This is a genomic window from Ruegeria sp. BC7 (assembly GCF_056539165.1).
Window position 1 is genome coordinate 40,313 of sequence record NZ_JBQFUL010000008.1, and the last position, 20,761, is coordinate 61,073.

The window sequence follows — 20,761 nt, forward strand, 5'->3', positions numbered from 1 at the left end:
AGCAAGGAGATCGCCATGGCTGATACGTTCCTGTCCCACATCACGGACACCCTCGCGCAGATCGAAGCGGAAGGTCTGTACAAGCGCGAGCGAATGATCACCTCGCCTCAGGGCGGAGAGATCACGGTAGGCGGCAAACAGGTCATAAACCTGTGCGCCAACAACTATCTGGGTCTGGCCGATCACCCGGCGCTGATCAAAGCGGCCAAGGACGCGATGGAACCCAAGGGCTTTGGCATGGCCTCTGTGCGTTTCATCTGTGGCACTCAGGACATACACCGCGAGTTGGAACACAGGCTGGCGCAGTTTCTGAACAAGGACGACGCAATCCTGTTTGCGGCCTGCTTTGATGCCAACGGAGGGTTGTTCGAACCCTTATTAGGGCCAGAGGACGCCATTATCTCGGACAGTTTGAACCACGCTTCGATCATCGACGGGGTGCGGCTGTGCAAGGCCAAACGATACCGGTATCTGAACAACGACATGACCGACCTTGAAGCCTGGCTGAAACAGGCACGCGAGGACGGGGCGCGGCATATCATGATCGCAACCGATGGCGTGTTCTCGATGGATGGATATCTGGCGAACCTGCCGAAAATCCGCGAACTGGCTGACAAATACGACGCCATTGTCATGGTCGATGACTGCCACGCCACCGGCTTCATGGGACCGAACGGGGCAGGTACGCCAGATCACTTCGGCGTAGACGTAGACATTCTGACGGGAACTTTGGGCAAGGCACTTGGGGGGGCAATCGGCGGTTATATCGCTGGGCCGCAGCCAGTGATCGACCTGCTGCGGCAGCGGGCGCGGCCCTATCTGTTCTCGAACTCGCTGCCGCCTTCCATCGTTGCTGCCGGTCTCGAAGCGATCCGACTGGTCGAAGAAGGGGACATGCTGCGCGCCCAACTGTTCGGAAACGCAAAATACTGGCGTGCAGGGTTAGAGAAGTTGGGCTTCGACCTTCTTCCCGGCGAACACCCGATCATCCCGGTGATGCTGGGCGAGGCGACGCTGGCGCAGGAAATGGCAGCGCGGCTGTTTGATGAGGGCGTCTACGTCTCGGGCTTTTTCTTCCCGGTCGTCCCGCGTGGACAAGCACGGATCAGAACGCAGATGAATGCGGCCCTAACACGGGAAGAACTGGATCGCGCTCTGACAGCATTTGGCAAGGTTGGCAAAGAGCTGGGAGTGATCTGATGCGACCCAATACAATGAAGGCGCTTGAAAAATCCAGACCCGAGGAAGGGCTTTGGATGGTACGGGCTCCGGTGCCGGAAATCGGCCCGGACGAGGTTTTGATCCGCATTCACAAGACCGGCATCTGCGGGACCGACATTCACATCTGGAATTGGGATGAATGGGCCTCGCATACTGTTCCGGTGCCCATGATCACCGGCCATGAATTTGCCGGAGAAATTGTCGAGCTGGGGCGCAATGTGACCGGGTTGAAAGTCGGTCAGCGCTGCTCGGGCGAAGGTCACCTAATCACCACCGACAGCCGTCAGAGCCGCGCCGGTAAGTTCCATCTGGACCCCGGCACGCGCGGGATCGGGGTGAATGAACAGGGCGCGTTTGCCGAATATCTGAAATTGCCCGCCTTCAACGTTGTCCCCCTGCCCGATGATGTCCCGGACGAGATCGGGGCCATCCTCGATCCGCTGGGCAACGCCGTGCACACCGCACTCAGCTTTGACCTGCTGGGTGAGGACGTATTGATCACCGGCGCTGGCCCCATCGGCATTATGGCTGCGGCGGTCGCTCGCCATGCGGGGGCACGACACGTCGTTGTCACCGACATTAACCCTGACCGCCTGAAACTGGCCGCACATGTCGTGCCGACGGTACGGCCTGTCGATGTCAGCAAGGAAGACTTGCAGGACGTGACAGCGGAACTCGGTATGAAAGAAGGGTTCGACGTCGGGTTGGAGATGTCCGGCTCGCAGGCCGCGCTGGACCAGATGGTTGAAGCTCTGGTAATGGGTGGCAAGATTGCCTTGCTGGGAATTCCCCCGGGGAAATCTCCGGTTGACTGGTCCCGCATCGTGTTCAAAGCCATCACCATCAAGGGGGTCTATGGCCGCGAAATGTTCGAGACGTGGTACAAGATGATCGCAATGCTGCAAAACGGGTTGGATGTTTCCAGGGTCATTACGCATCGGTTTGGCGTTGACGAATTCGCCAAAGGATTTACCGCGATGAAATCCGGCCTGTCAGGAAAGGTTGTTCTGGATTGGACCTAACGCTCTGGAACTGAGCGGGTTTAGCCCCTAAACAGGGGCAGACTCAGGCGTTTGGAGGGGCAAATGGGTGACAAGGACGGCAGGTTTCTAGAGCGTGGTATCGAAGATTCGCTGGTTACCGATTTTGCCGAAACGCATCGCAAGAGCTACGGCGATTTCCTACAGCTCAATACCCTTCTGAACCTGCAGAAAACCTTTCAGGACCCCGCCCAACCCGATGAGTTGTTGTTCATTATCATCCATCAGGTCAGTGAGTTGTGGCTGAAGCTGATGCACCACCAACTGGTCGAGGTGCGGCGGTTTCTGCAACAGGACGACTTCGGCCCGGCAATGAAGAACCTCGACCGGGTGAAAGCGATCCAGCGGCAACTGATAGCTGCGTGGGAAACATTGCTGACCATGACACCCGCCGACTACATGACCTTCCGGCAGGCTCTGGGCAGCTCGTCGGGGTTTCAAAGCTATGGCTACCGCCAAGTCGAATTCATTCTGGGCAACAAGGATGCCTCGACCCTGAAAGTTCATGAACATGACCCAAAGGTCATGGAGATGCTGAACGCCGCGCTGACAAAGCCTTCGCTCTATGACGAGGTGCTGTTCATGCTGGCGCGTCAGGGGTTCGACGTACCGCAGGACCTGCTAGAGCGGAACTTTGCGCAGCCCTATTCCGGCGACGCGCGCGTGGTGAAAATCTGGGCGCAGGTTTATCGCGACACAGACAGGTATTGGGATCTCTATGCACTGGCGGAAAAGCTGATGGACGTGGAATCGCTGTTCCAGCGTTGGCGGTTCGATCACGTCACGGCGGTGGAACGGGTGATCGGCGACCAACCCGGCACCGGAGGCTCCAGTGGCGTGTCGTTCCTGCGCAAAGCCTTGGATTTACGGTTTTTTCATGATCTTTACGATCTGCGAACCGAACTGATGTATTCCGAGCAGGAGTAGATAATGCTGTACCGAGGTTTCACTCAGGAAGAACTGGATCAGGAATACTCTCCCCGGTCGATGATCGGCGGCGATCTTACGCCTTATGTCCAAAGCTGGGCCGCGCTCAGCGCACAGAACCGGGCGCGGATGGAATGTCATGAGAACCTCTCATACGGTGACAGCCCGACGCAGGTTCTTGATTTCTTTCCGGCGAAAGGGGCTGGCGCACCGCTGCATGTGTTCATTCACGGCGGTTATTGGCAGGCCATCAGTCAGCGCGAATCTGCGATGATGGCCCCGGCGATGATCGAGGCCGAACACTCTTTCGCGACCCTGAACTACACGCTGGCGCCGGACGCGCGGATTGGCGACATGATCGCCGAGTGCCGAAACGCCTTGCTCTGGCTCGCGTCTCAGGCGTCCGAGCTTGGTTTTGATCCGTCGCGCATAACGCTGTCCGGGCACAGCGCGGGGGGGCATCTGGCCAGTATGGTCATGGCGACTTCGGCGGATGCGTTGGCCCGAGCGGGGCTGCGTGTTCGAGACGTCATCCTGATCAGCGGGATATTTGATATGGAACCGATCAGCCTGACGCCTGTGAACGATCCGCTGCAACTGACCCCGGTCGAAGTGCACGACCTGTCGCCGATCCTGCATCTGCCCGCGCCCGGCCCGCGCTATCGCGTGACCGTGGGTGAGCGCGACACGCCCGAGTTCATCCGCCAGAGCCGGGACTACGCGGAGTTGTTGCGCAAGGGCGGACACTCCGTCAGTTTCGATCTGCAGAAGGGGGTGCATCACTTCGACATCGTCATGCACCCCAGTACGTTCTTACCCGCCGGGCACTAGCCCTCAATGAAAAACGGCGACCCAAAGGGCCGCCGTTTTCTGATTCAATGCAATACCGGATCAATCCAGCGTGCGGGTGACTTCCTCGCGCTCGAAGATTTCGATCACGTCGCCCGCGCGGATATCGTCGTAGTTCTCGAACGCCATACCGCATTCCTGACCCGACTGAACCTCGGCCACTTCGTCTTTGAAGCGCTTCAGCGTCTTCAGCGTGCCTTCGTGGATCACCACGTTGTCGCGCAGCAGGCGGACGCCAGCGGAACGACGCGCCACGCCTTCGGTGACCAGACAGCCCGCAACCTTGCCGACGCCTGTGACCTTAAAGACTTCGCGGATCTCGGCGTAACCGATGAACTTCTCGCGGATCTCGGCGCTCAGCAGGCCGGAGGCGGCGGCTTTCACGTCATCCACGAGGTCATAGATCACCGAGTAATAGCGGATCTCGACACCCTTCTGGTTCGCGGTGTTCCGCGCCGATGCGTTGGCACGGACGTTAAAGCCCATGACCGGCGCGCCCGAGGCTTCGGCAAGGCCGATATCCGTCTCGGTGATCGCGCCCACGCCCGAGTGCAGAACACGCACGCGTACTTCGTCGTTGCCAATCTTTTCCATCGCCTGAACGATAGCTTCGGCAGATCCCTGCACGTCGGCTTTGACGAGGATCGGCAGCTCGGCCACGTTCTCGTCTTCCTTGGCCTTCTGCATCAACTGCTCAAGGGTGGTTGCGGCACCGGCGGCGGCGCGTTTATCCTTGGCGGCTTGCTCACGATAGGCGGCGATCTCACGGGCTTGCGCTTCGGTCTCGGTCACGTTCAGAACGTCACCCGCTTCGGGCGTGCCATTTAGACCAAGAACCTCGACCGGAACCGAGGGTCCAGCCTCTTTGACGCGGTCGCCCTTGTCGTTGATCAGCGCACGGACCTTACCGTATTGCTCACCCACAACGAAGATATCACCTTGGCGCAGCGTGCCGTTCTGAACCAGAACGGTGGCCACGGGACCGCGGCCCACGTCCAGCTGCGCCTCGATCACGGCACCTTGGGCGGCGCGGTCGGGGTTAGCTTTCAGTTCCAGAATCTCGGCCTGCAGCGCGATGGCTTCCAGCAGTTCGTCCAGACCCTGACCAGTGACGGCCGAGACCTCAACGTCCTGAACCTCACCCGACATCTTCTCGACGATCACTTCATGCTGCAGCAGGTCGGTGCGCACCTTGTCGGGGTTGGCTTCGGGCTTGTCGATCTTGTTGATCGCCACGATCATCGGCACTTCGGCGGCCTTGGCGTGGTTGATGGCTTCGATCGTCTGCGGCATCACCGCGTCGTCAGCGGCCACAACTAGAACCACGATATCCGTGACCTGAGCCCCGCGCGAACGCATCGAGGTAAAGGCCGCGTGGCCCGGTGTATCCAGGAAGGTCAGCGTGGTGCCGCCATCGGTTTTCACCTGATAGGCACCGATATGCTGCGTGATGCCCCCGGCCTCACCCGCGACAACACGTGCGTCACGAATCGCGTCCAGCAGCGAGGTTTTGCCGTGGTCAACGTGACCCATGATGGTGATGACCGGCGGACGCGGCTGCAGATCGTCATCGCTGTCTTCGACCTCTTTGATGACGTCTTCAACATCCGAATCAGAGACACGGGTGACCTTGTGGCCAAATTCTTCGATGATCAGCTCGGCAGTGTCCGCGTCGATGGTCTGGTTCTGCGTGACCATCATGCCCATCTGCATCAGCGATTTAACAACATCTGCCACACGCTCGGCCATACGGTTGGCCAGTTCCGAGACCATGATCGCCTCGGGCAACTGTACGTCGCGGATCACCTTTTCCCGCTCGACCGGTGCACCCATGGCTTTCTGGCGCGCCCGCTCCTGCTTGCGCTTCATCGACGCCATCGAGCGTTGACGGTTGCCTTCACCGCCTGTGGCCTGACCCAGTGTCAGCTTGCCAGAGCGACGGTTGTCGTCACGACCCTTGCCGCGACCACGCTGTTCGCGTTCGCGGTCCTGCTTGCGCGGAGCGGCAGCAGGCGCGGGCTTGCTGGCCGGGCTGCGCGCGGCTTTGGGTTCTTCGGGCGCGGGGGCAGCAGCAGCGCGTTTGGCAGCTTCTTCAGCCTCTTTGCGCTTGCGTTCTTCGGCCTCGGCCTTGGCGCGGGCGCGTTCTTCGGCCTCACGCTGTTCGCGTTCTTTGGCTTCCTGCTCGGCACGGCGGCGGGCGCGTTCTTCTTCGCGCGCCTTTTCCTGTGCTTCACGGGCAGCGGCTTCTTCGGCCTCACGTGCCTTGGCTGCCTGCAGCGCCTTCATCCGGCGTGCCATTTCCGCGTCGGAAATCCCGGCAGGGCGACGCGATGGATCACCCGAAGGCGTTGCACCGCCACCCGGCTTTCCGGCACCCGGCTTGGGGACCACCACGCGTTTGCGTTTGGTTTCCACCACGACATTCTTGGTGCGTCCGTGGCTGAAACTTTGTTTCACATTTCCGGGGCGTGCCCCGCCACGAAGACCCAATGTCTTTTTGCCGTCACTATCGCTCATAAAGCTTCTTACCCTTCCGAGCGGCCCTTGCCGCCGTCATCCGTTTCGCGCAAGCCACGCAGGCGCTGCGCTTCCTCTACAACACGTTTGGCGAGTCCGCCAGAGGCCAGCGCCGCATGAATCACGGTTTGGCGCCCAAATGCCGCCCCCAACTCATCTGCAGTCAGCCAACCGATGTATTTTCCGAAGTGCGGCGTGCTGAGTTTCGACTTGCCGCGCCCCGATCCATCAGAGGCCTGAATCAGCACCTGAGCCTCTTCCCGGTCCAGCCACGTCTTGACCTTTTCATATCCCGCGACTGCGTCGCCGGATTTGCGCGCCAGACTGATCAGCTCGATCACCCGCCGCGCGACTTGCTTTTCGACCTCATCGGCCAGGTCCGCCTGCGCCGTTACCTGCGCCTTGAACCCGCGCGAGAACAGCTTTTTGCCAACGGCCTTATCCAGCGCGGCCCGATCCGCCGCCACATAGACCCCGCGCCCCGGCAATTTCGCCGCGACATCGGGAAAGACCTGACCGTCCGGCCCCATCACAAAGCGGATCAGCCCGTATTTGGGCTGAACCTCGCCCGTGGCGATGCACTTGCGTTCGGGTCCGTCCGACCGATCCTTATGGACGCCACCGCGACCCATTCAAGTCTCCCGAGGCCCTGAGATCAGGCCTCGGCCTCCTCATCAGTTTCGCCTTCGATCTCTTCTTCGGCCTGCTCAAGTTCTGCCGGATCAACCCAGCCCAACATGATGCGGGCGGTCATGACCAAATCCTGCGCCTCTTCCAGAGACACGCCGAAAGGCTCAAGCACACCGTCATCCTTGATGCGCTCGCCGTCGACCGTGGTCCAGCCACCGGCCAGTTCCCAGTCGGCGCAGGTGGCGAAGTCTTCCAGAGTCTTCACGTCATCCTTGGCCAGCGCCTCTACCATCTGGGGTGTCAAACCCTCGAATTCAATAAGGCTGTCCTCGGCACCAAGGGCGCGGGCACTATCCAGCGCAGCCTTGGCCTGTGCTTCCAGGAATTCACGCGCACGGGTTTGCAACTCTTGCGCGGTGCCTTCGTCAACACCGTCGATCACCAGCAGCTCGTCGATATCGACATAGGCGACTTCTTCGAGGTTGGTGAAACCTTCGGACACCAGCAACTGGGCAAAGAATTCGTCCAGATCCAAGCTGTCCATGAACAGCTGGGTGCGGGCTTCAAATTCTTTCTGACGACGCGCCGATTCTTCGGCTTCGGTCATGATGTCAATGTCCAGACCGGTCAACTGGCTGGCCAGACGCACGTTCTGACCGCGGCGACCGATGGCGAGGCTCAACTGCTCCTCGGGCACAACTACTTCGATCTTGCCAGCTTCTTCGTCCAGAACCACCTTGGAGACCTCGGCAGGTTGCAACGCGTTCACCAGGAAGGTCGGCTGATCTTCGTTCCACGGGATGATGTCGATTTTCTCGCCCTGCAGCTCGTTCACAACGGCCTGAACGCGGCTACCGCGCATACCAACACAGGCACCGACCGGGTCGATCGAGCCGTCATACGAGATCACAGCGATCTTGGCGCGCGAACCGGGGTCGCGGGCCACGGCCTTGACCTCGATGATGCCGTCATAGATTTCCGGCACTTCCATCTTAAACAGTTCGGCCATGAATTCCGGTGCGGTGCGCGACAGGAAAATCTGGTGGCCACGAACTTCGCGGCGGACTTCCTTGATGTACGCACGCACACGGTCATTCGGGCGATAGCTTTCGCGACCGATCTTGTCATTGCGGCGCAGAACGGCCTCGGCACCGCCCAGATCGACGATGACATTGCCGAATTCCTCGCGCTTGACCGCACCGTTGATGATGGTGCCAGCGCGATCCTTGAATTCTTCGTACTGACGATCACGCTCGGCCTCGCGGACCTTCTGCAAGATCACCTGCTTGGCCGACTGTGCAGCAATACGACCCATTTCAACCGGCGGGACTTCTTCAACGAAGACGTCACCGACCTCGGGGTTTTCCATATACTGCTTGGCTTGTTCGACGGTGAACTCGGCCTGATAGTTCTCAAGCTCCTCATCCTCGACCACGGTGCGCACGCGAGTAAAGGTCGCCTTGCCGGTCTTGCGGTCGATGGAGACACGAATGTCCATCTCGGCCCCGTAGCGGCTCTTGGCGGCACGGGCGAGCGATTCTTCCATCGCTTCGACAACCAGACCGGGGTCGATCATCTTTTCGCGGGCCACGGCCTCGGCGGTCTGCAGCAGCTCCAGCTGGTTGGCTGAGGTGATTGCCATCAGTTCGTCTCCTCTTCGGACCCTTCGGTCTCAATCTCGTCGAAAGCGTTTTCGTTCAGGGCACCGGCGTCTTTACGCTGGCGCAGCATTTCCTTGATCAGGTCGTCGGTCAGAACCAGCTTGGCATCGCTCAGCCAATCGAATTGCAGACCGATGGTGATCGTCTCGGACCCTTCGGGGATGTTGATCAGAACCTCGTCCCCTTCGATCCCCGCCAGCTCACCCTTAAAGCGGCGGCGACCGTCGATCAGTTCGGCGGTCTCGATCTTGGCCTCATACCCTTCAAAGGTCTCAAAGTCCTTGAGACGGGTCAGAGGGCGGTCGATGCCGGGGCTGGAAACCTCAAGCGTATAGGCGTCAAGGATCGGATCCTCGACATCCAGCGTTGCGCTGACCGCGTTGGAAATCTCGGCGCAGTCATCCACTTCGATACCGCCATCGGGCTTGTCTGCCATGATTTGCAGCGTGGTCTGTTTGCCGCTCATCAGGCGAATGCGGACCAACTCATACCCCAGATCCTCGATCACGGGGGTGATGATCTCGGCCAGTCGCCGGTCAATGGCTGCCTTGGCTATCAGGTCGTTTGTCATTTAGGTTCTCTACCCTTCATCCGGGCACAAAAAAACGGGCGCGCGGCCCGTCGAATTTTCCGGTGGAGCTTTGAACCAGAAGTCCAACGCGCCGCTGTTGGAAATGCATATACGCAGGGTTTCCCGAGTCTGCAACCCCCAGCAGGAATTAAGCCAGCCACCACCGTTCGGCGATGCGGCCATCGTCCAGCGCTCGCGCCTGTCCGACCTGGCCCGGCATTCCGACACGAGCGGCCACGGCCAGCGCCATATCCGTCTCACCCGGGAAAAAGCGCAGACCGCGTTGCCCCCTCAGATCGTCTTGCGCGGGCAATGCGGCAACGTCCACATAGCCGTCTCGCAAAGCCTCAGCCCGGACACGCGCGTCGGGGATCACGATGACCTCCAGCGCATCAACCCAGCCCGCTTGACCGCTTTTGTAGTGACCCGCGACTTTGCGTCCCAAAAAATGACGCCCATCTTCGGCGCGCTCGACCCGATAAAATCCGGTGCCGTTGGCCGCGTGCAATGGCGTTACGTCCTGACCTTTCCGCGTAATGACAAATCGACTGTCCGCCAGCAAAAACGGCAGGCCCGGATTGGCGTCCGCCAGCTCCAGCCGCAGGGACGAGGACGAGGTGGCCTCAACGCGCCCAACCTGCTCCAACACGGCAAGAACGTCGGTAACGTCCAACGGAGCCTCATCATGGAACAGAACACCGGGGCGCAGATCGAAATGCCAAACCCGCGCGTCCGCATCGGTTTTCCAGCCTGTCGCCAACTCGGGGCGCAACGTGCCATCCGGCGCAATCTCGGTCAGCGTGTCGAACACAGCACCACGCGCCACCTGTTCAAGGCTTTCGTCCCGAGGCACGGCCAACCGCAGCGTTCCACCGGTTTTTGGCGTATTGGCCAATGATGCGCCCGTGGCCGCCAGCAATGCGGCGGCGGCACCCGAAGCGAACAAAGCACGACGGTCAAGCCGGGTCATGCCACACCCTCCGCTACGCGGTCCATGATACGGACCAGTTCAGCGCTTATGCCCGGCTCGGACAAGGCGTGCCCGGCCTGCCGGACCATCTTCAACTCGGCATTTGGCCAGCGTTCGGCCAAAGACCACGCGGCCTGTGGCGGGCAGATCATGTCATAACGCCCCTGCACGATATGGCCGGGGATATGGGCGATCCGCTCCATCTGGTCTAGAATCTGCCCGTCCTTTTCAAGAAACGCACCGTGGGAAAAATAGTGATTCTCAAGCCGCGCAAACGCTCGTGCATATTCGCCGGGACTTTCGCCCGTTGATCCATGCGAGTGTATGGACGCCAGAGCGTTCTCCCAACTGGACCAAGCGCGGGCATACAGGATTTCCGTCGCCCGATCGCCCGAGAAAAGGCGTTTGTGATAGGCGCCGATCGTGTCCGACAGCTCGTCCTCAGCCAGCAGGGCCGTAAACTTTGCCCATTGCTCGGGCCAGAACTTGCCCGCGCCGCCGCCATAGAACCAGTCCAGCTCGGCCTGCGTCGCCAGAAACACGCCGCGCAGCACCAGCCGGTTCACCCGATCGGGATGCGCCTGCGCATAGACCAGCGCCAAGGTCGCGCCCCAGCTACCGCCAAACACCGTCCAGTCGTCGATATCCAGCAGCGTTCGCAGGCGTTCGATGTCGTCCACCAGATCCCACGTCGTGTTATCCACCACCGAGGCATGAGGCCGCGACCGCCCACACCCGCGCTGATCAAACAGAATCACCCGGAATACACGCGGATCGAAATAACGCCGCATGGCCGGGCTGCATCCTCCGCCCGGGCCGCCATGCAGAACCACAACAGGCAACCCGTCGGGATTACCGCATTGTTCCATGTAAATACGGTGCCCGTCACCCACATCGACCATGCGCTGATCGAACGGGTCAATCGGCGGGTACAGATATTGAACTGCGCGCTTTTGGTCCGGGTACTTATCCATTAGGGCCCTATATAGTCTTTAAACGTAAAAGAGCACACGGAGACAGGAATGCAAGCGCATCCGAACACGGTGGACCCGTCAGAGATCGCAAAATTCGAGGCGATGGCTGCGGAATGGTGGGATCCCCATGGGAAATTCAAACCCCTGCACATGCTGAATCCGTGTCGTCTGGATTATATCACACAGCAGATCGCGGGCGAATTTGACCGTGATCTGACGACCGCAAAACCGTTCGACGGCCTGCGCCTGCTGGATATCGGCTGCGGCGGCGGACTGCTGAGCGAACCCATGGCGCGTTTGGGCGCAACGGTCGTGGGGGCCGACGCCGCCGAGGGCAACCTGCCCGTCGCCCGCATCCATGCCGAGCAATCGGGGCTGGACATCGACTATCGCCACACCACCGCCGAGGACATGGTCGCCGCGGGTGAACAATTCGACGTGGTGCTGAACATGGAGGTGGTCGAACACGTGGCCGACCCGTTGGGTTTCCTGACCGCCTCGCAGCAGTTACTGAAACCGGGCGGGTTGCTGATCTGCTCGACCATCAACCGCAACCCGAAATCCTATGCGATGGCCATTTTCGGGGCCGAGGTCGTCATGCGCTGGCTGCCACGCGGCACGCATGAGTGGAACAAGTTTATCACGCCGGATGAGCTGTTTGACCTGCTGCGCCAGGCCGGGTTGGACCCCGTGGACCGCAAGGGGTTTGTGTTCAACCCGGTGCTGTGGAGCTGGTCGATCTCAGACCGGGACCTGAGCGTGAATTACGTGACGGCGAGCGTGAAGCCGGGGTGAGGCTACTCCCCCTCCAACTGCAACCGCAAATCCCGCAGTACGGGCAGCGTGCTGCGGACACGCTCCAGACCCAGCTCTCCGACCACGCGGTTGATCAGCGGGGCAATCGATGAAATCGCCTGATCGCGGGCGCGGCGACCGGCGGGGCTGATGGCGACCATCTTGCGGCGGGCGTCGTCCCAGTCGGGGCGGATGTGGATGTATCCGGCCCATTCCAGCTTGGCCAAAGTGTTGGTCATCGCCCCCCGCGTAACATGAAAAGTGCTGGCCAGTTGCGCTGGCGTGCGCTCATCCCCCACGAACACCAGATGGTTCAAAACCGAGAAGTGTGAGATTTCCATGCCCTTGGGCAGCACCCGGCTGAGCCGGTTGCGCAATAGCTGGTCGGCGGTCAGGATCTCGCTGAACAGCGTGACCGCAAGGGCATTGGTGTCGTCCGTCATTGGGTCCGGCTCTGGATCAGGGGCCGTCAAAAGCCCGCAGGTGCGTCAATGAGGGCACGCGGCGGCGCGCCTCTGACACAGAACTATCATCCAGATCGAAAATGTGAATGCCCGGATCGGTGCCTGCGTCGATGACGACCTCTCCCCACGGGGCCACGACCATACTGTGACCGTAGGTGTACCGCGTTCTGCCACGGGTTTTGGGGTGTTCTCCGGTTTGCGCCGGAGCCAGCACCCAAGCGCCGTTCTCAATCGCCCGGGCACGCAACAGCGATTCCCAGTGCGCAGCCCCGGTAACCGGGGAAAACGCCGCCGGAACCGTCAGGATACGCGCACCGGCCTGAGCCAGCGCCGCATAGAGATGAGGAAAGCGGATATCGTAACACACGGTCAGGCCAACTTTGCCGAATTCTGTCTCGGCAATCACAGCCCGGTCGCCGGGGCGGTAATTCTTGGATTCCCGAAAGGACTCGGCTTCCGTGACCTGCACGTCAAACATATGAATCTTATCGTACTGCGCCACGATCTGTCCTTGCGGGTCGATCATGAACGAGCGATTGGCAAAACGTCCGTCCGCGTCGTGGGTTTTGACCGCCAGCGAGCCGATCAACAGCCACACATTCAACGCCTTCGCGTGATTGCGCAGCCCCGCCAGCGTCAGGTCATCTTCTTCATGCTGCAAAACTTCGCGCTGCCGCGTTGTCGAGGTTGACACGCAGTTCGTCACCTCGGGGGTGAGGATGAACTGCGCGCCCCGTTCCGCCGCCTCGGTCATTAGGGCGCGCACCATCTCCAGATTCGCGGCCGGATCGTCCGACGAGGTGATCTGCAGCAGAGCAGTCTTCATTACGCTGCCAGCAGGCGGTCCAGCTTGCCCTGACGCTCCAGCTCATAAAGATCGTCGCAGCCGCCTACATGCTGCGATCCGATAAATATCTGCGGTACAGTGCGTTTGCCGCCAGCGCGCTCGATCATTTCGGGTTTGCGCTTGGGATGCATCAGCACGTCGACCTCACTGAATTCGACGCCTTTCTGTTTCAGCAGACGTTTGGCCGCGTGGCAAAAGCCGCATAGCGGCGAAGTGTAGATTTCTACCGGTTTCATAATTCGTCCCTTGGGGTTTCGCGTATTCTTGGGCGAATTAGGCATCCTTGGCAACGCGCGCTAGGGTCAACACGAAAATATGATTTGCACCGGATGCAAGGCAGACACGCGCACAGGCCGCCATTGTCGCGCCCGAGGTCATCACGTCGTCCACCAACAAAATATCGCGCCCTTGCATCCTGCGGGCCCGTTTTGGATGCGCGGCGATCGCATTTTCCAACACCTGAGCGCGTTCTTCCGCTGTTTTCCCATCTAGGACCGGCGTGCGAACCCGCCGGGTCAGCAGGTCAGGGCAAGTTTCCAACCCGGTTTCCCGCCCGATATGCTGCGCCAACAATGCGGATTGATTATATCGCCGTTTTAGCAATCGCGACCAATGCAACGGCACGGGTGCAATCAGCATATCCTCACGAAACAGATCACGCCCGGCCCTGGCCATCCAACGCGCGGCAGGACGCGCAAGCTCTGGCCGGTCTCCATGTTTCAGACCCAGGATCAGGGAACGCGCACGACCATCGTATAAAAGCGCCGCGCGCCCATCGCGCCACGGTCGGGGTGTCCTCATGCAATCGTCACATTCGATTCGATGGCCATCTGCCTCTCCGGGCAGGGGAACTCCACAGCTTTCGCAGACCACACCTCCGACAAATGGCGTGTCGCTCCAGCAGCGTCCGCACAGGGCAAAGTCCGAGTCGGTCAGGTTTCCGCACCCCATGCAGCGGGGCGGATAGATCAACTGCACGGCGGTTTGAATCCGCGGCCAGATGCGATAATTGCGCCTTATGAAGCTGCCTGACTCCAATGCACCCTCTTTATTTGACCAGCCTGCACTTGCCAGGCATCGCGCCCGCGCACGCGACGAAGCGCTATTTCTGCACCGCGCCGCTGTGGACGAAGTGCAGGATCGGCTCACCATGGTTAACAAAAGCTTTACTGCCCCGGCGATCGTGACGCCCTTTGCGCATATTTGGAGGGGTGTGCTGCCCAAAGCGCATATTGTTACCGATGACGATGTTCTTCGGCTGACACCCGGTGCGCATGACCTGATTGTGCACGCAATGACGCTGCATTGGGCAAACGATCCGGTTGGACAACTGATCCAATGCCGCCGCGCGCTGAAACCCGACGGGCTGTTGCTGGTCATTTGCCTGGGCGGTGAAACCCTGCACGAGTTGCGCGCGGCGCTGGGACAGGCCGAGATTGAAGTGACCGGCGGCCTCAGCCCCCGCATCTCGCCAATGGCCGAACTGCGCGATCTGGGCGGATTGCTGCAACGCGCAGGCTTTGCCCTTCCCGTGGCAGATACGGCTCGTTTAACCGCAGAATACCGTGACCTATCGCACCTGATGCATGACTTGCGCGCGATGGGTGAGACCAACAGCCTTGCGAATCGCATGAAACAGCCAACCCGTCGGTCCGTTTTTGAAATGGCTCAACAGATTTACACCGATCACTTTGCGACAAGTGCGGGCCGGCTCAAGGCGACGTTTGAACTGATCTGTCTGACCGGTTGGTCACCGGACGAAAGTCAGCAAAAACCTCTACGCCCGGGGTCAGCACAAATACGCCTTGCCGACGCATTGGGAACCAAGGAAGGTAAACTGCCCGATTGACGCAGAGCCAATTCCATTTATCTCAGCCCGGAACACTAGAAGCTCAGGAAGACATCCATGTTTGACGCCACGCGCCCATCGCACGCACCCGCAGACCATCCCAAGGTCAAAATGGGCCGAGTCGGTATTCTTGTGGCCAATCTGGGCACGCCAGATGACTACAGCTATTGGCCGATGCGCCGTTATCTGAACGAGTTCCTGTCGGATCAGCGCGTCATCGACTATCCCAAGTGGAAATGGCAGCCGATCCTGCAAGGCATTATCCTGACCAAACGGCCTTTCAGCTCGGGCGAGGCGTATAAGTCGATCTGGAACCACGACAGGGGCGAAAGCCCGCTGATGACGATCACCAAGGATCAAACCGCCAAGCTGCGCGATGCGATGCAGGAACGCTATGGCGATCAGGTGATGGTGGATTTCTGCATGCGCTACGGCAACCCCTCGACCAAATCGAAAGTGCGCGAGATGGTGGCGGCAGGGTGTGACCGCATCCTGTTCTTCCCGCTCTACCCGCAATACGCAGGTGCGACGACCGCCACGGCAAACGATCAGTTCTTTCGCGCGCTGATGGAAGAAGCGTGGCAGCCTGCGTCACGCACCGTCCCGGCCTATTTCGACGAACCCGCCTATATCGACGCATTGGCCGGATCCGTCGAGGCCGCCTATGCCGCGATGGAGACCAAACCGGACATTCTGGTCTGTTCCTACCACGGGATGCCGGAACGCTATTTGCAGCAGGGCGATCCGTATCACTGCCAATGCGCGAAAACGACCCGGCTTTTGAAAGAACGGCTGGGATGGCAGGATGATCAGCTTGTCTCGACCTTCCAATCCCGGTTCGGGCCGGAAGAATGGCTGAAACCCTACACCGTTGAGCACGTGGCTGAGCTGGCGCGGCAGGGTAAGAAGAATATTGCCGTCATCGCCCCGGCATTTTCCGCCGACTGCATCGAAACGCTGGAAGAGATCAACGAAGAGATCAAGGAAAGCTTTGAGGACGCCGGTGGCGAAAGCTTTACCTATATCCCCTGCCTGAACGATGACGATTCGCACATCGCGGCTCTGGGCAAGGTGATTGCGGACAATCTCAAAGGCTGGCTGGACTAGTTCCCCCAGCCATCAGGCACAAAAAAAGGCGGTGGAAAGCTCCACCGCCTTTTCTTTGTATTATGCTCGTCGAATTAGCTTGCTGCAACAGCTGCGGCAACCACAACCAGCAGGACCAGCGGCAGGATGATGCCCTGCGACGAACCCTGAGTTTCTTCGACAACAACAGGTGCTTCAACAACCGGCTCTTCCAGGTTGCCAGCATAAGCGGTCGATGCAGCAGCGGTCAGTGCAGCGGCGAGAACGAGTTTCTTCATATTAACCTCCAGAATACGTACGGTTTCAAATACTGAAACCGCACACCCAAGACTTACCTCGTGTTTTTTTCTAACCAGCTATCCAACTGGAATGCAAATGGAACTTGCGTTTTAATCAAGTTCGGCTGCGAAAATGTCGTCAAATTAGCAACACTTGCGTGCCGACCTTGGCCATCGAAAACAACTCGGCGATATCTTCATTGAACAGGCCAATGCACCCGTTGGACGATCTGCGCCCTATTTTGCGCGTGTCGTGCGTGCCGTGAATGCGATAATACTTCCAGCTCAGGTACAAAGCGTGGGTTCCCAACGGGTTATCCGGCCCCGGAGGGATATAGTCCGGCCACTCTGGGTTTCTTTTCTTCATGGACGGCGTCGGCGACCAGCTTGGTCCTTCGACCTTGCGGATCACGCTTGTCCGGCCCCGGCGGGTGAGCTCTTCGGTCAGCGGCACCGAAGACGGATAGAGTTTGTATATGCGCTGATCATCTGACCAGTAATGCAGCGCGCGTGAGACGGTATCCACCAGAATGGCGCCATTTCGCGTGTTGGAGAAATAGGGCTGCCAGTCCAGCGCACGAAAACCCGAGATGTTCCGTCTGACCTCTGGCTCTGGTTCCGGCGCAGGGCGGAGCGGATCACCGGGGATGTACTGAGCAATCGCGGGCGAGGCCAGAAATGCCGAAGCGCTGGCCAGAAATCCGCGTCGTGTCGTAGGCGTAATGAGTTTCTTGACCATCGCAGGCGGTCCTTTGCTAAACCAAAGATGAAAATCAGAGGCATTTTATTGCCAGAATACCTCATTCGCAAATCAAACCGGCAGAATCACGCGAAAATCAGCTTTTGCAGGTTTGCCGAAATCAGCCGGGCGCGTTATGCCCTAGAGCACCATAAACATCAGGTCGGTCATGACGCGTATTATTTCTTTATTGTTCGTTTGCCTCGTTGCACTGGCAGCGTGTACCCCAAGCAGCACCCCGACATACGGGTCGGATGGCCGCCCTCTGCCCACTGTTTACAAGATTCGCGGCAATCCCGAAAAGCTGCAATTCCGTATGCTTGATTCGGTGAACGCGCTGCGTCAGGCGTCGGGACTACAGGCGGTACAGTTGAATTCACAGCTCAATGCTGCTGCGGCGACTCATTCCAAGGACATGGCGCGCCAAAACCGGCCGTGGCATTTCGGATCAGACGGTTCGTCACCGATCGACCGCGCCGCGCGCGTTGGGTATTTTGGAACTTTCCTTGGCGAAGCGATCTCGGAGACCTACGAAACCGAAACCGAGACACTGGCCGCGTGGATGCAGGAACCGGGTCCGCGCTCTGTGATCATGGACCCGAAGGCCACTCAGATGGGTTTTGCCTGGCATCAGGAAAATGGCGGCAAAATCTGGTGGACGCTGGAAATGGGGGCGGGCGGCTAACAGGCCACCGCACCAAAACAAAAGCCCCCTGAATCCGGGGGCTTTTTTCTTTTCTGACAGTTGGTTATGCCGCCTGCATGGACTGGGCCTCGGTCAATATTGCGTATAGCTTGACCGGATCAGGATTGGCACGCAGCTTGGCGCAGACCGAGGTATCGCGCAAAGTCCGCGACACCAGTGCCAGAGCTTTCAGGTGATCGACGCCTGCTTCTTCCGGCGCGAAAAGTGCGAAGGCGATGTCTACCGGCTGCCGATCGACAGACCCGAAATCAATCGGCTTTTCCAGCAGAACAAACGCGCCGGACACATCTTCGACGTCGGCGAGACGCGCGTGAGGCAGAGCCACACCGTGGCCGACACCCGTAGGCCCGAGGCTTTCGCGCTCCAGCAGGCTGTCCACAACGACCTGCGCGTCCAGACCCAAAGTCCCCGCAGCAATATCGCCGATCTCCTGAAACAGCCGCTTCTTGCTGGAAGCGGCGGAAAAAACACGCACCGCTTCGGGCTTCAGTATGCTCGAAAGCTCCATGATCATGCTCCATGGCAATGTCCCCGCCTATGCAGGGACCTGCCTTGCTATTCTTGCCTGTTACGGATCAATCCAGCCAATATTACCGTCATCCCTACGGTACACGACATTCAATCCGTCCTTGTTTTCATTCCGGAACACCAGCACCGGGGCACCGGCAAGTTCCATCTGCATAACGGCTTCACCAACACTCAGCGATGGGATCTTGGTTTCCATCTCGGCCACGATCATCGGCTGCAGAGACTCAGGCTCACTCGCCGAATCCGATTCGTCAGAGGCGAGGATATAAGAGGATGCCCCAAAGAGTTCAACCGGCTCAGCCCGATCCTTGTGGTGGTCTTTCAGACGGCGCTTATACCGGCGCAACTGTGTTTCCATCTTATCGCAACATGCCTCGAATGCTGCGTAGATTTCCGTTGCATGGGCTTTGGCCTGCGCCGTCAGGCCGGTGGAAAGATGTACCGTGGTTTCGCATACATATTCATGCGCAGAACGCGAAAAGACAACATTGGCGTCAGTGGGTCGCTGAGCATATTTCCCAACAACGTCGCCAAGCTCGGTCTGCACGTGAGTTTGAAGTGCTTCACCGATGTCGATCTGTTTTCCGCTGATTTGGTAACGCATGTGATCTCCTTCACAATTCACACCCTTTCTAACGCCGCAAATCGCAGCGTGCTTGTTTTTATCGGGTGGTGGATATCGGCACTTCGGGCATTAATCGAACCGAGCGCCCTTCAGGGAAGGGGCACCGTGATCCAGACTGGAACCCTAGAAATGCCATGTTCCAATTGAGGCAAGAGAAGACGTAAGAGTCAATCAAAACAGGTGTGTATATACGCGATTTCCGCCAGACCTTCGGCGCAAAACTGCGCAAACCTATGAAATTCGGAAGTTTTCGCCCAAATAGACCCGGCGGACGTTTTCATTTTCGACCACCTCGTCCGGCGTGCCGGACATAAGCACCTGACCGTCATGCAGAATATAGGCCCGATCCACGATCTCGAGCGTTTCGCGGACGTTGTGGTCGGTAATCAACACGCCGATTCCGCGTTTCTTCAGGTCGGCGACCAGATGACGGATATCCCCCACGCTGATCGGGTCCACACCGGCAAAAGGTTCATCCAGCAGCAGATACTTAGGGTCCGCCGCAAGACAGCGCGCGATTTCGACACGACGGCGCTCCCCACCCGACAGGGCCAGCGCGGGCGCACGGCGCAGATGTTCGATCGAGAAATCGGACAGCAGTTCTTCCAGACGTTCCTTGCGGCGGTGCGCATGATCAACGGTGATGTCCAGCACCGAGGCGATGTTGTCCTCGACGCTCATCCCACGGAAGATCGACATTTCCTGCGGCAGATACCCGATACCAAGCCGCGCGCGACGGTACATCGGCAGTGTAGTGACCACCTGCCCGTCAATCGTGACGGTGCCCGCTTCGGGGAACACCAGCCCGGCAACGGAATAAAACGTCGTCGTCTTGCCCGATCCGTTGGGCCCCAAAAGCGCCACGACTTCGGACCGGTCCAACGTCATGGAAACGTCCCGGATCACCGTCTTCTTGCGGTAGGACTTGCGCAGTTTTTCGATCCTGAGACCCGAGTTGCCCTCGGCTACGGTCAGGTTCGGCCCGGCCATCAGTTGGCACCCTGCTGCAGAATGGTTTTGACGTTGCCCGTCATTGTCGCAGTACCTGTCGTGAGGTTCGCGTTCATCTGGTCGCCACTGATCGTGCTTGGCCCCTGCGTCAGCAGAACGTTGCCCTTCATGACGATCACGCCCGAGTCGATGGTGTATTCCGCCCAATCCCCTTCGGCGGCGTCCGGTGGGCTGACCAGAACCACATCCTCGGTCGCCTCCATACGATCAATCGCGGACCGGTCTTCGTTATAGATGACCAGAACACGCTCGGCCGTCAGGCGCATTTCGCCCTGAATAACGATCACATTGCCCAGAAATTCGGCCGACCCGTCTTCCTGATTCACGTTGAGTGTCTCTGACGTTACCTCAACCGGCAGGCTGGGGTCTGCCTTCACCGCTCCGAACGCGACCTGCGTCTCTTGCGCAGACGCCGAGACAGCACCGGCTACAAGAACACAACACGCAATGGCAAAACGAAAATCGAACACAGG

At 59.3% G+C, this 20,761-nt stretch carries 24 protein-coding genes; 8 read left to right on the forward strand and 16 right to left on the reverse strand.

The window, feature by feature from the left end; all coding sequences use genetic code 11:
- The first annotated feature begins 15 nt into the window (after nt 1-15).
- The 4 genes from ACR0KS_RS16900 (at nt 16) to ACR0KS_RS16915 (ending at nt 4,019) form a co-directional block, all read left to right on the forward strand.
- A complete protein-coding gene (locus tag ACR0KS_RS16900) occupies nt 16-1,200 on the forward strand; it encodes a glycine C-acetyltransferase (RefSeq protein ID WP_170567560.1) in 1,185 nt (394 codons plus the stop codon).
- Nucleotides 1,201-1,214: 14 nt separating this feature from the next.
- Nucleotides 1,215-2,243: an L-threonine 3-dehydrogenase gene (gene tdh / locus ACR0KS_RS16905; RefSeq protein ID WP_170567636.1), complete on the forward strand. Its 1,029-nt coding sequence runs from the start codon at nt 1,215-1,217 to the stop codon at nt 2,241-2,243.
- 63 nt (nt 2,244-2,306) lie between these two features.
- A complete protein-coding gene (locus tag ACR0KS_RS16910) occupies nt 2,307-3,188 on the forward strand; it encodes a tryptophan 2,3-dioxygenase (protein WP_170567557.1) in 882 nt (293 codons plus the stop codon).
- 3 nt (nt 3,189-3,191) lie between these two features.
- Nucleotides 3,192-4,019 carry an alpha/beta hydrolase gene (locus ACR0KS_RS16915; protein WP_170567555.1) on the forward strand — a complete coding sequence of 276 codons (828 nt, stop codon included), beginning with the start codon at nt 3,192-3,194 and terminating at the stop codon, nt 4,017-4,019.
- 60 nt (nt 4,020-4,079) lie between these two features.
- Here ACR0KS_RS16915 and infB read toward each other — a convergent pair whose 3' ends face one another.
- From infB to pip, 6 genes are all read right to left on the reverse strand, one after another.
- Nucleotides 4,080-6,554 (reverse strand): translation initiation factor IF-2, encoded by a 2,475-nt coding sequence (gene infB, locus ACR0KS_RS16920; protein WP_170416240.1) that lies wholly within the window; start codon nt 6,552-6,554, stop codon nt 4,080-4,082.
- A gap of 8 nt (nt 6,555-6,562) precedes the next feature.
- Nucleotides 6,563-7,186 carry an RNA-binding protein gene (locus ACR0KS_RS16925; RefSeq protein ID WP_170388718.1) on the reverse strand — a complete coding sequence of 208 codons (624 nt, stop codon included), beginning with the start codon at nt 7,184-7,186 and terminating at the stop codon, nt 6,563-6,565.
- 23 nt (nt 7,187-7,209) lie between these two features.
- The gene (gene nusA, locus ACR0KS_RS16930; RefSeq protein WP_170567554.1) at nt 7,210-8,826 is read right to left on the reverse strand and encodes a transcription termination factor NusA; all 1,617 of its coding nucleotides are present in this window, start codon (nt 8,824-8,826) and stop codon (nt 7,210-7,212) included.
- Nucleotides 8,826-9,416, reverse strand: coding sequence for a ribosome maturation factor RimP (gene rimP / locus ACR0KS_RS16935; RefSeq protein WP_170386826.1), 591 nt, complete (start codon nt 9,414-9,416; stop codon nt 8,826-8,828). Before rimP ends, nusA begins: the two co-directional genes overlap by 1 nt.
- Nucleotides 9,417-9,564: 148 nt before the next feature.
- Nucleotides 9,565-10,386, reverse strand: a complete 822-nt coding sequence (locus ACR0KS_RS16940) for an ABC transporter substrate-binding protein (protein ID WP_170567552.1) — start codon at nt 10,384-10,386, stop codon at nt 9,565-9,567.
- Complete coding sequence (gene pip / locus ACR0KS_RS16945; protein ID WP_170567550.1) at nt 10,383-11,360, reverse strand: prolyl aminopeptidase; 978 nt, start codon at nt 11,358-11,360, stop codon at nt 10,383-10,385. The genes ACR0KS_RS16940 and pip overlap by 4 nt, the downstream gene beginning before the upstream one ends.
- Nucleotides 11,361-11,408: 48 nt before the next feature.
- On the opposite strand from pip, the gene ubiG reads away from it, so the two are divergent.
- Entirely contained in the window at nt 11,409-12,155 is a 747-nt protein-coding gene (ubiG, locus tag ACR0KS_RS16950; protein ID WP_170567548.1) for a bifunctional 2-polyprenyl-6-hydroxyphenol methylase/3-demethylubiquinol 3-O-methyltransferase UbiG, read from the forward strand.
- A gap of 2 nt (nt 12,156-12,157) precedes the next feature.
- Here ubiG and ACR0KS_RS16955 read toward each other — a convergent pair whose 3' ends face one another.
- From ACR0KS_RS16955 to ACR0KS_RS16970, 4 genes are read right to left on the reverse strand one after another with little or no spacing between them, the layout of a single operon-like run.
- Entirely contained in the window at nt 12,158-12,598 is a 441-nt protein-coding gene (locus ACR0KS_RS16955) for a MarR family winged helix-turn-helix transcriptional regulator (RefSeq protein WP_170353764.1), read from the reverse strand.
- 16 nt (nt 12,599-12,614) lie between these two features.
- On the reverse strand, nt 12,615-13,445 hold the full coding sequence (locus ACR0KS_RS16960) for a carbon-nitrogen hydrolase family protein (protein ID WP_170567546.1): 831 nt from the start codon (nt 13,443-13,445) through the stop codon (nt 12,615-12,617).
- A complete protein-coding gene (gene grxC / locus ACR0KS_RS16965) occupies nt 13,445-13,702 on the reverse strand; it encodes a glutaredoxin 3 (protein WP_170388712.1) in 258 nt (85 codons plus the stop codon). Before grxC ends, ACR0KS_RS16960 begins: the two co-directional genes overlap by 1 nt.
- Nucleotides 13,703-13,739: 37 nt before the next feature.
- On the reverse strand, nt 13,740-14,444 hold the full coding sequence (locus ACR0KS_RS16970) for a double zinc ribbon domain-containing protein (protein WP_480693275.1): 705 nt from the start codon (nt 14,442-14,444) through the stop codon (nt 13,740-13,742).
- Between the two features lie 40 nt (nt 14,445-14,484).
- Between ACR0KS_RS16970 and ACR0KS_RS16975 the strand changes: the two genes are divergently transcribed.
- Together ACR0KS_RS16975 and hemH are read left to right on the forward strand one after the other, a co-directional pair.
- Nucleotides 14,485-15,315, forward strand: a complete 831-nt coding sequence (locus ACR0KS_RS16975; RefSeq protein ID WP_170567544.1) for a methyltransferase domain-containing protein — start codon at nt 14,485-14,487, stop codon at nt 15,313-15,315.
- Between the two features lie 57 nt (nt 15,316-15,372).
- Nucleotides 15,373-16,422, forward strand: a complete 1,050-nt coding sequence (gene hemH, locus ACR0KS_RS16980; RefSeq protein WP_170567542.1) for a ferrochelatase — start codon at nt 15,373-15,375, stop codon at nt 16,420-16,422.
- A gap of 74 nt (nt 16,423-16,496) precedes the next feature.
- On the opposite strand, the gene ACR0KS_RS16985 is transcribed toward hemH, so the two are convergent.
- Together ACR0KS_RS16985 and ACR0KS_RS16990 are read right to left on the reverse strand one after the other, a co-directional pair.
- On the reverse strand, nt 16,497-16,679 hold the full coding sequence (locus tag ACR0KS_RS16985) for a hypothetical protein (protein ID WP_108861641.1): 183 nt from the start codon (nt 16,677-16,679) through the stop codon (nt 16,497-16,499).
- Nucleotides 16,680-16,818: 139 nt separating this feature from the next.
- Complete coding sequence (locus ACR0KS_RS16990; RefSeq protein ID WP_170388709.1) at nt 16,819-17,418, reverse strand: L,D-transpeptidase; 600 nt, start codon at nt 17,416-17,418, stop codon at nt 16,819-16,821.
- Between the two features lie 169 nt (nt 17,419-17,587).
- Here ACR0KS_RS16990 and dalA point away from each other — a divergent pair, with 169 nt between their 5' ends.
- Complete coding sequence (gene dalA, locus ACR0KS_RS16995) at nt 17,588-18,103, forward strand: divisome-associated lipoprotein DalA (RefSeq protein WP_170416258.1); 516 nt, start codon at nt 17,588-17,590, stop codon at nt 18,101-18,103.
- A 64-nt stretch (nt 18,104-18,167) separates the two neighbouring features.
- On the opposite strand, the gene ACR0KS_RS17000 is transcribed toward dalA, so the two are convergent.
- The 4 genes from ACR0KS_RS17000 to ACR0KS_RS17015 form a co-directional block, all read right to left on the reverse strand.
- On the reverse strand, nt 18,168-18,632 hold the full coding sequence (locus ACR0KS_RS17000; RefSeq protein WP_170388707.1) for a PTS sugar transporter subunit IIA: 465 nt from the start codon (nt 18,630-18,632) through the stop codon (nt 18,168-18,170).
- Between the two features lie 60 nt (nt 18,633-18,692).
- Complete coding sequence (gene hpf / locus ACR0KS_RS17005; RefSeq protein WP_170388706.1) at nt 18,693-19,256, reverse strand: ribosome hibernation-promoting factor, HPF/YfiA family; 564 nt, start codon at nt 19,254-19,256, stop codon at nt 18,693-18,695.
- 252 nt (nt 19,257-19,508) lie between these two features.
- Nucleotides 19,509-20,267, reverse strand: a complete 759-nt coding sequence (lptB, locus tag ACR0KS_RS17010; protein WP_170486115.1) for an LPS export ABC transporter ATP-binding protein — start codon at nt 20,265-20,267, stop codon at nt 19,509-19,511.
- Complete coding sequence (locus ACR0KS_RS17015; RefSeq protein WP_170486116.1) at nt 20,267-20,758, reverse strand: LptA/OstA family protein; 492 nt, start codon at nt 20,756-20,758, stop codon at nt 20,267-20,269. The genes lptB and ACR0KS_RS17015 overlap by 1 nt, the downstream gene beginning before the upstream one ends.
- Nucleotides 20,759-20,761: the final 3 nt, after the last annotated feature.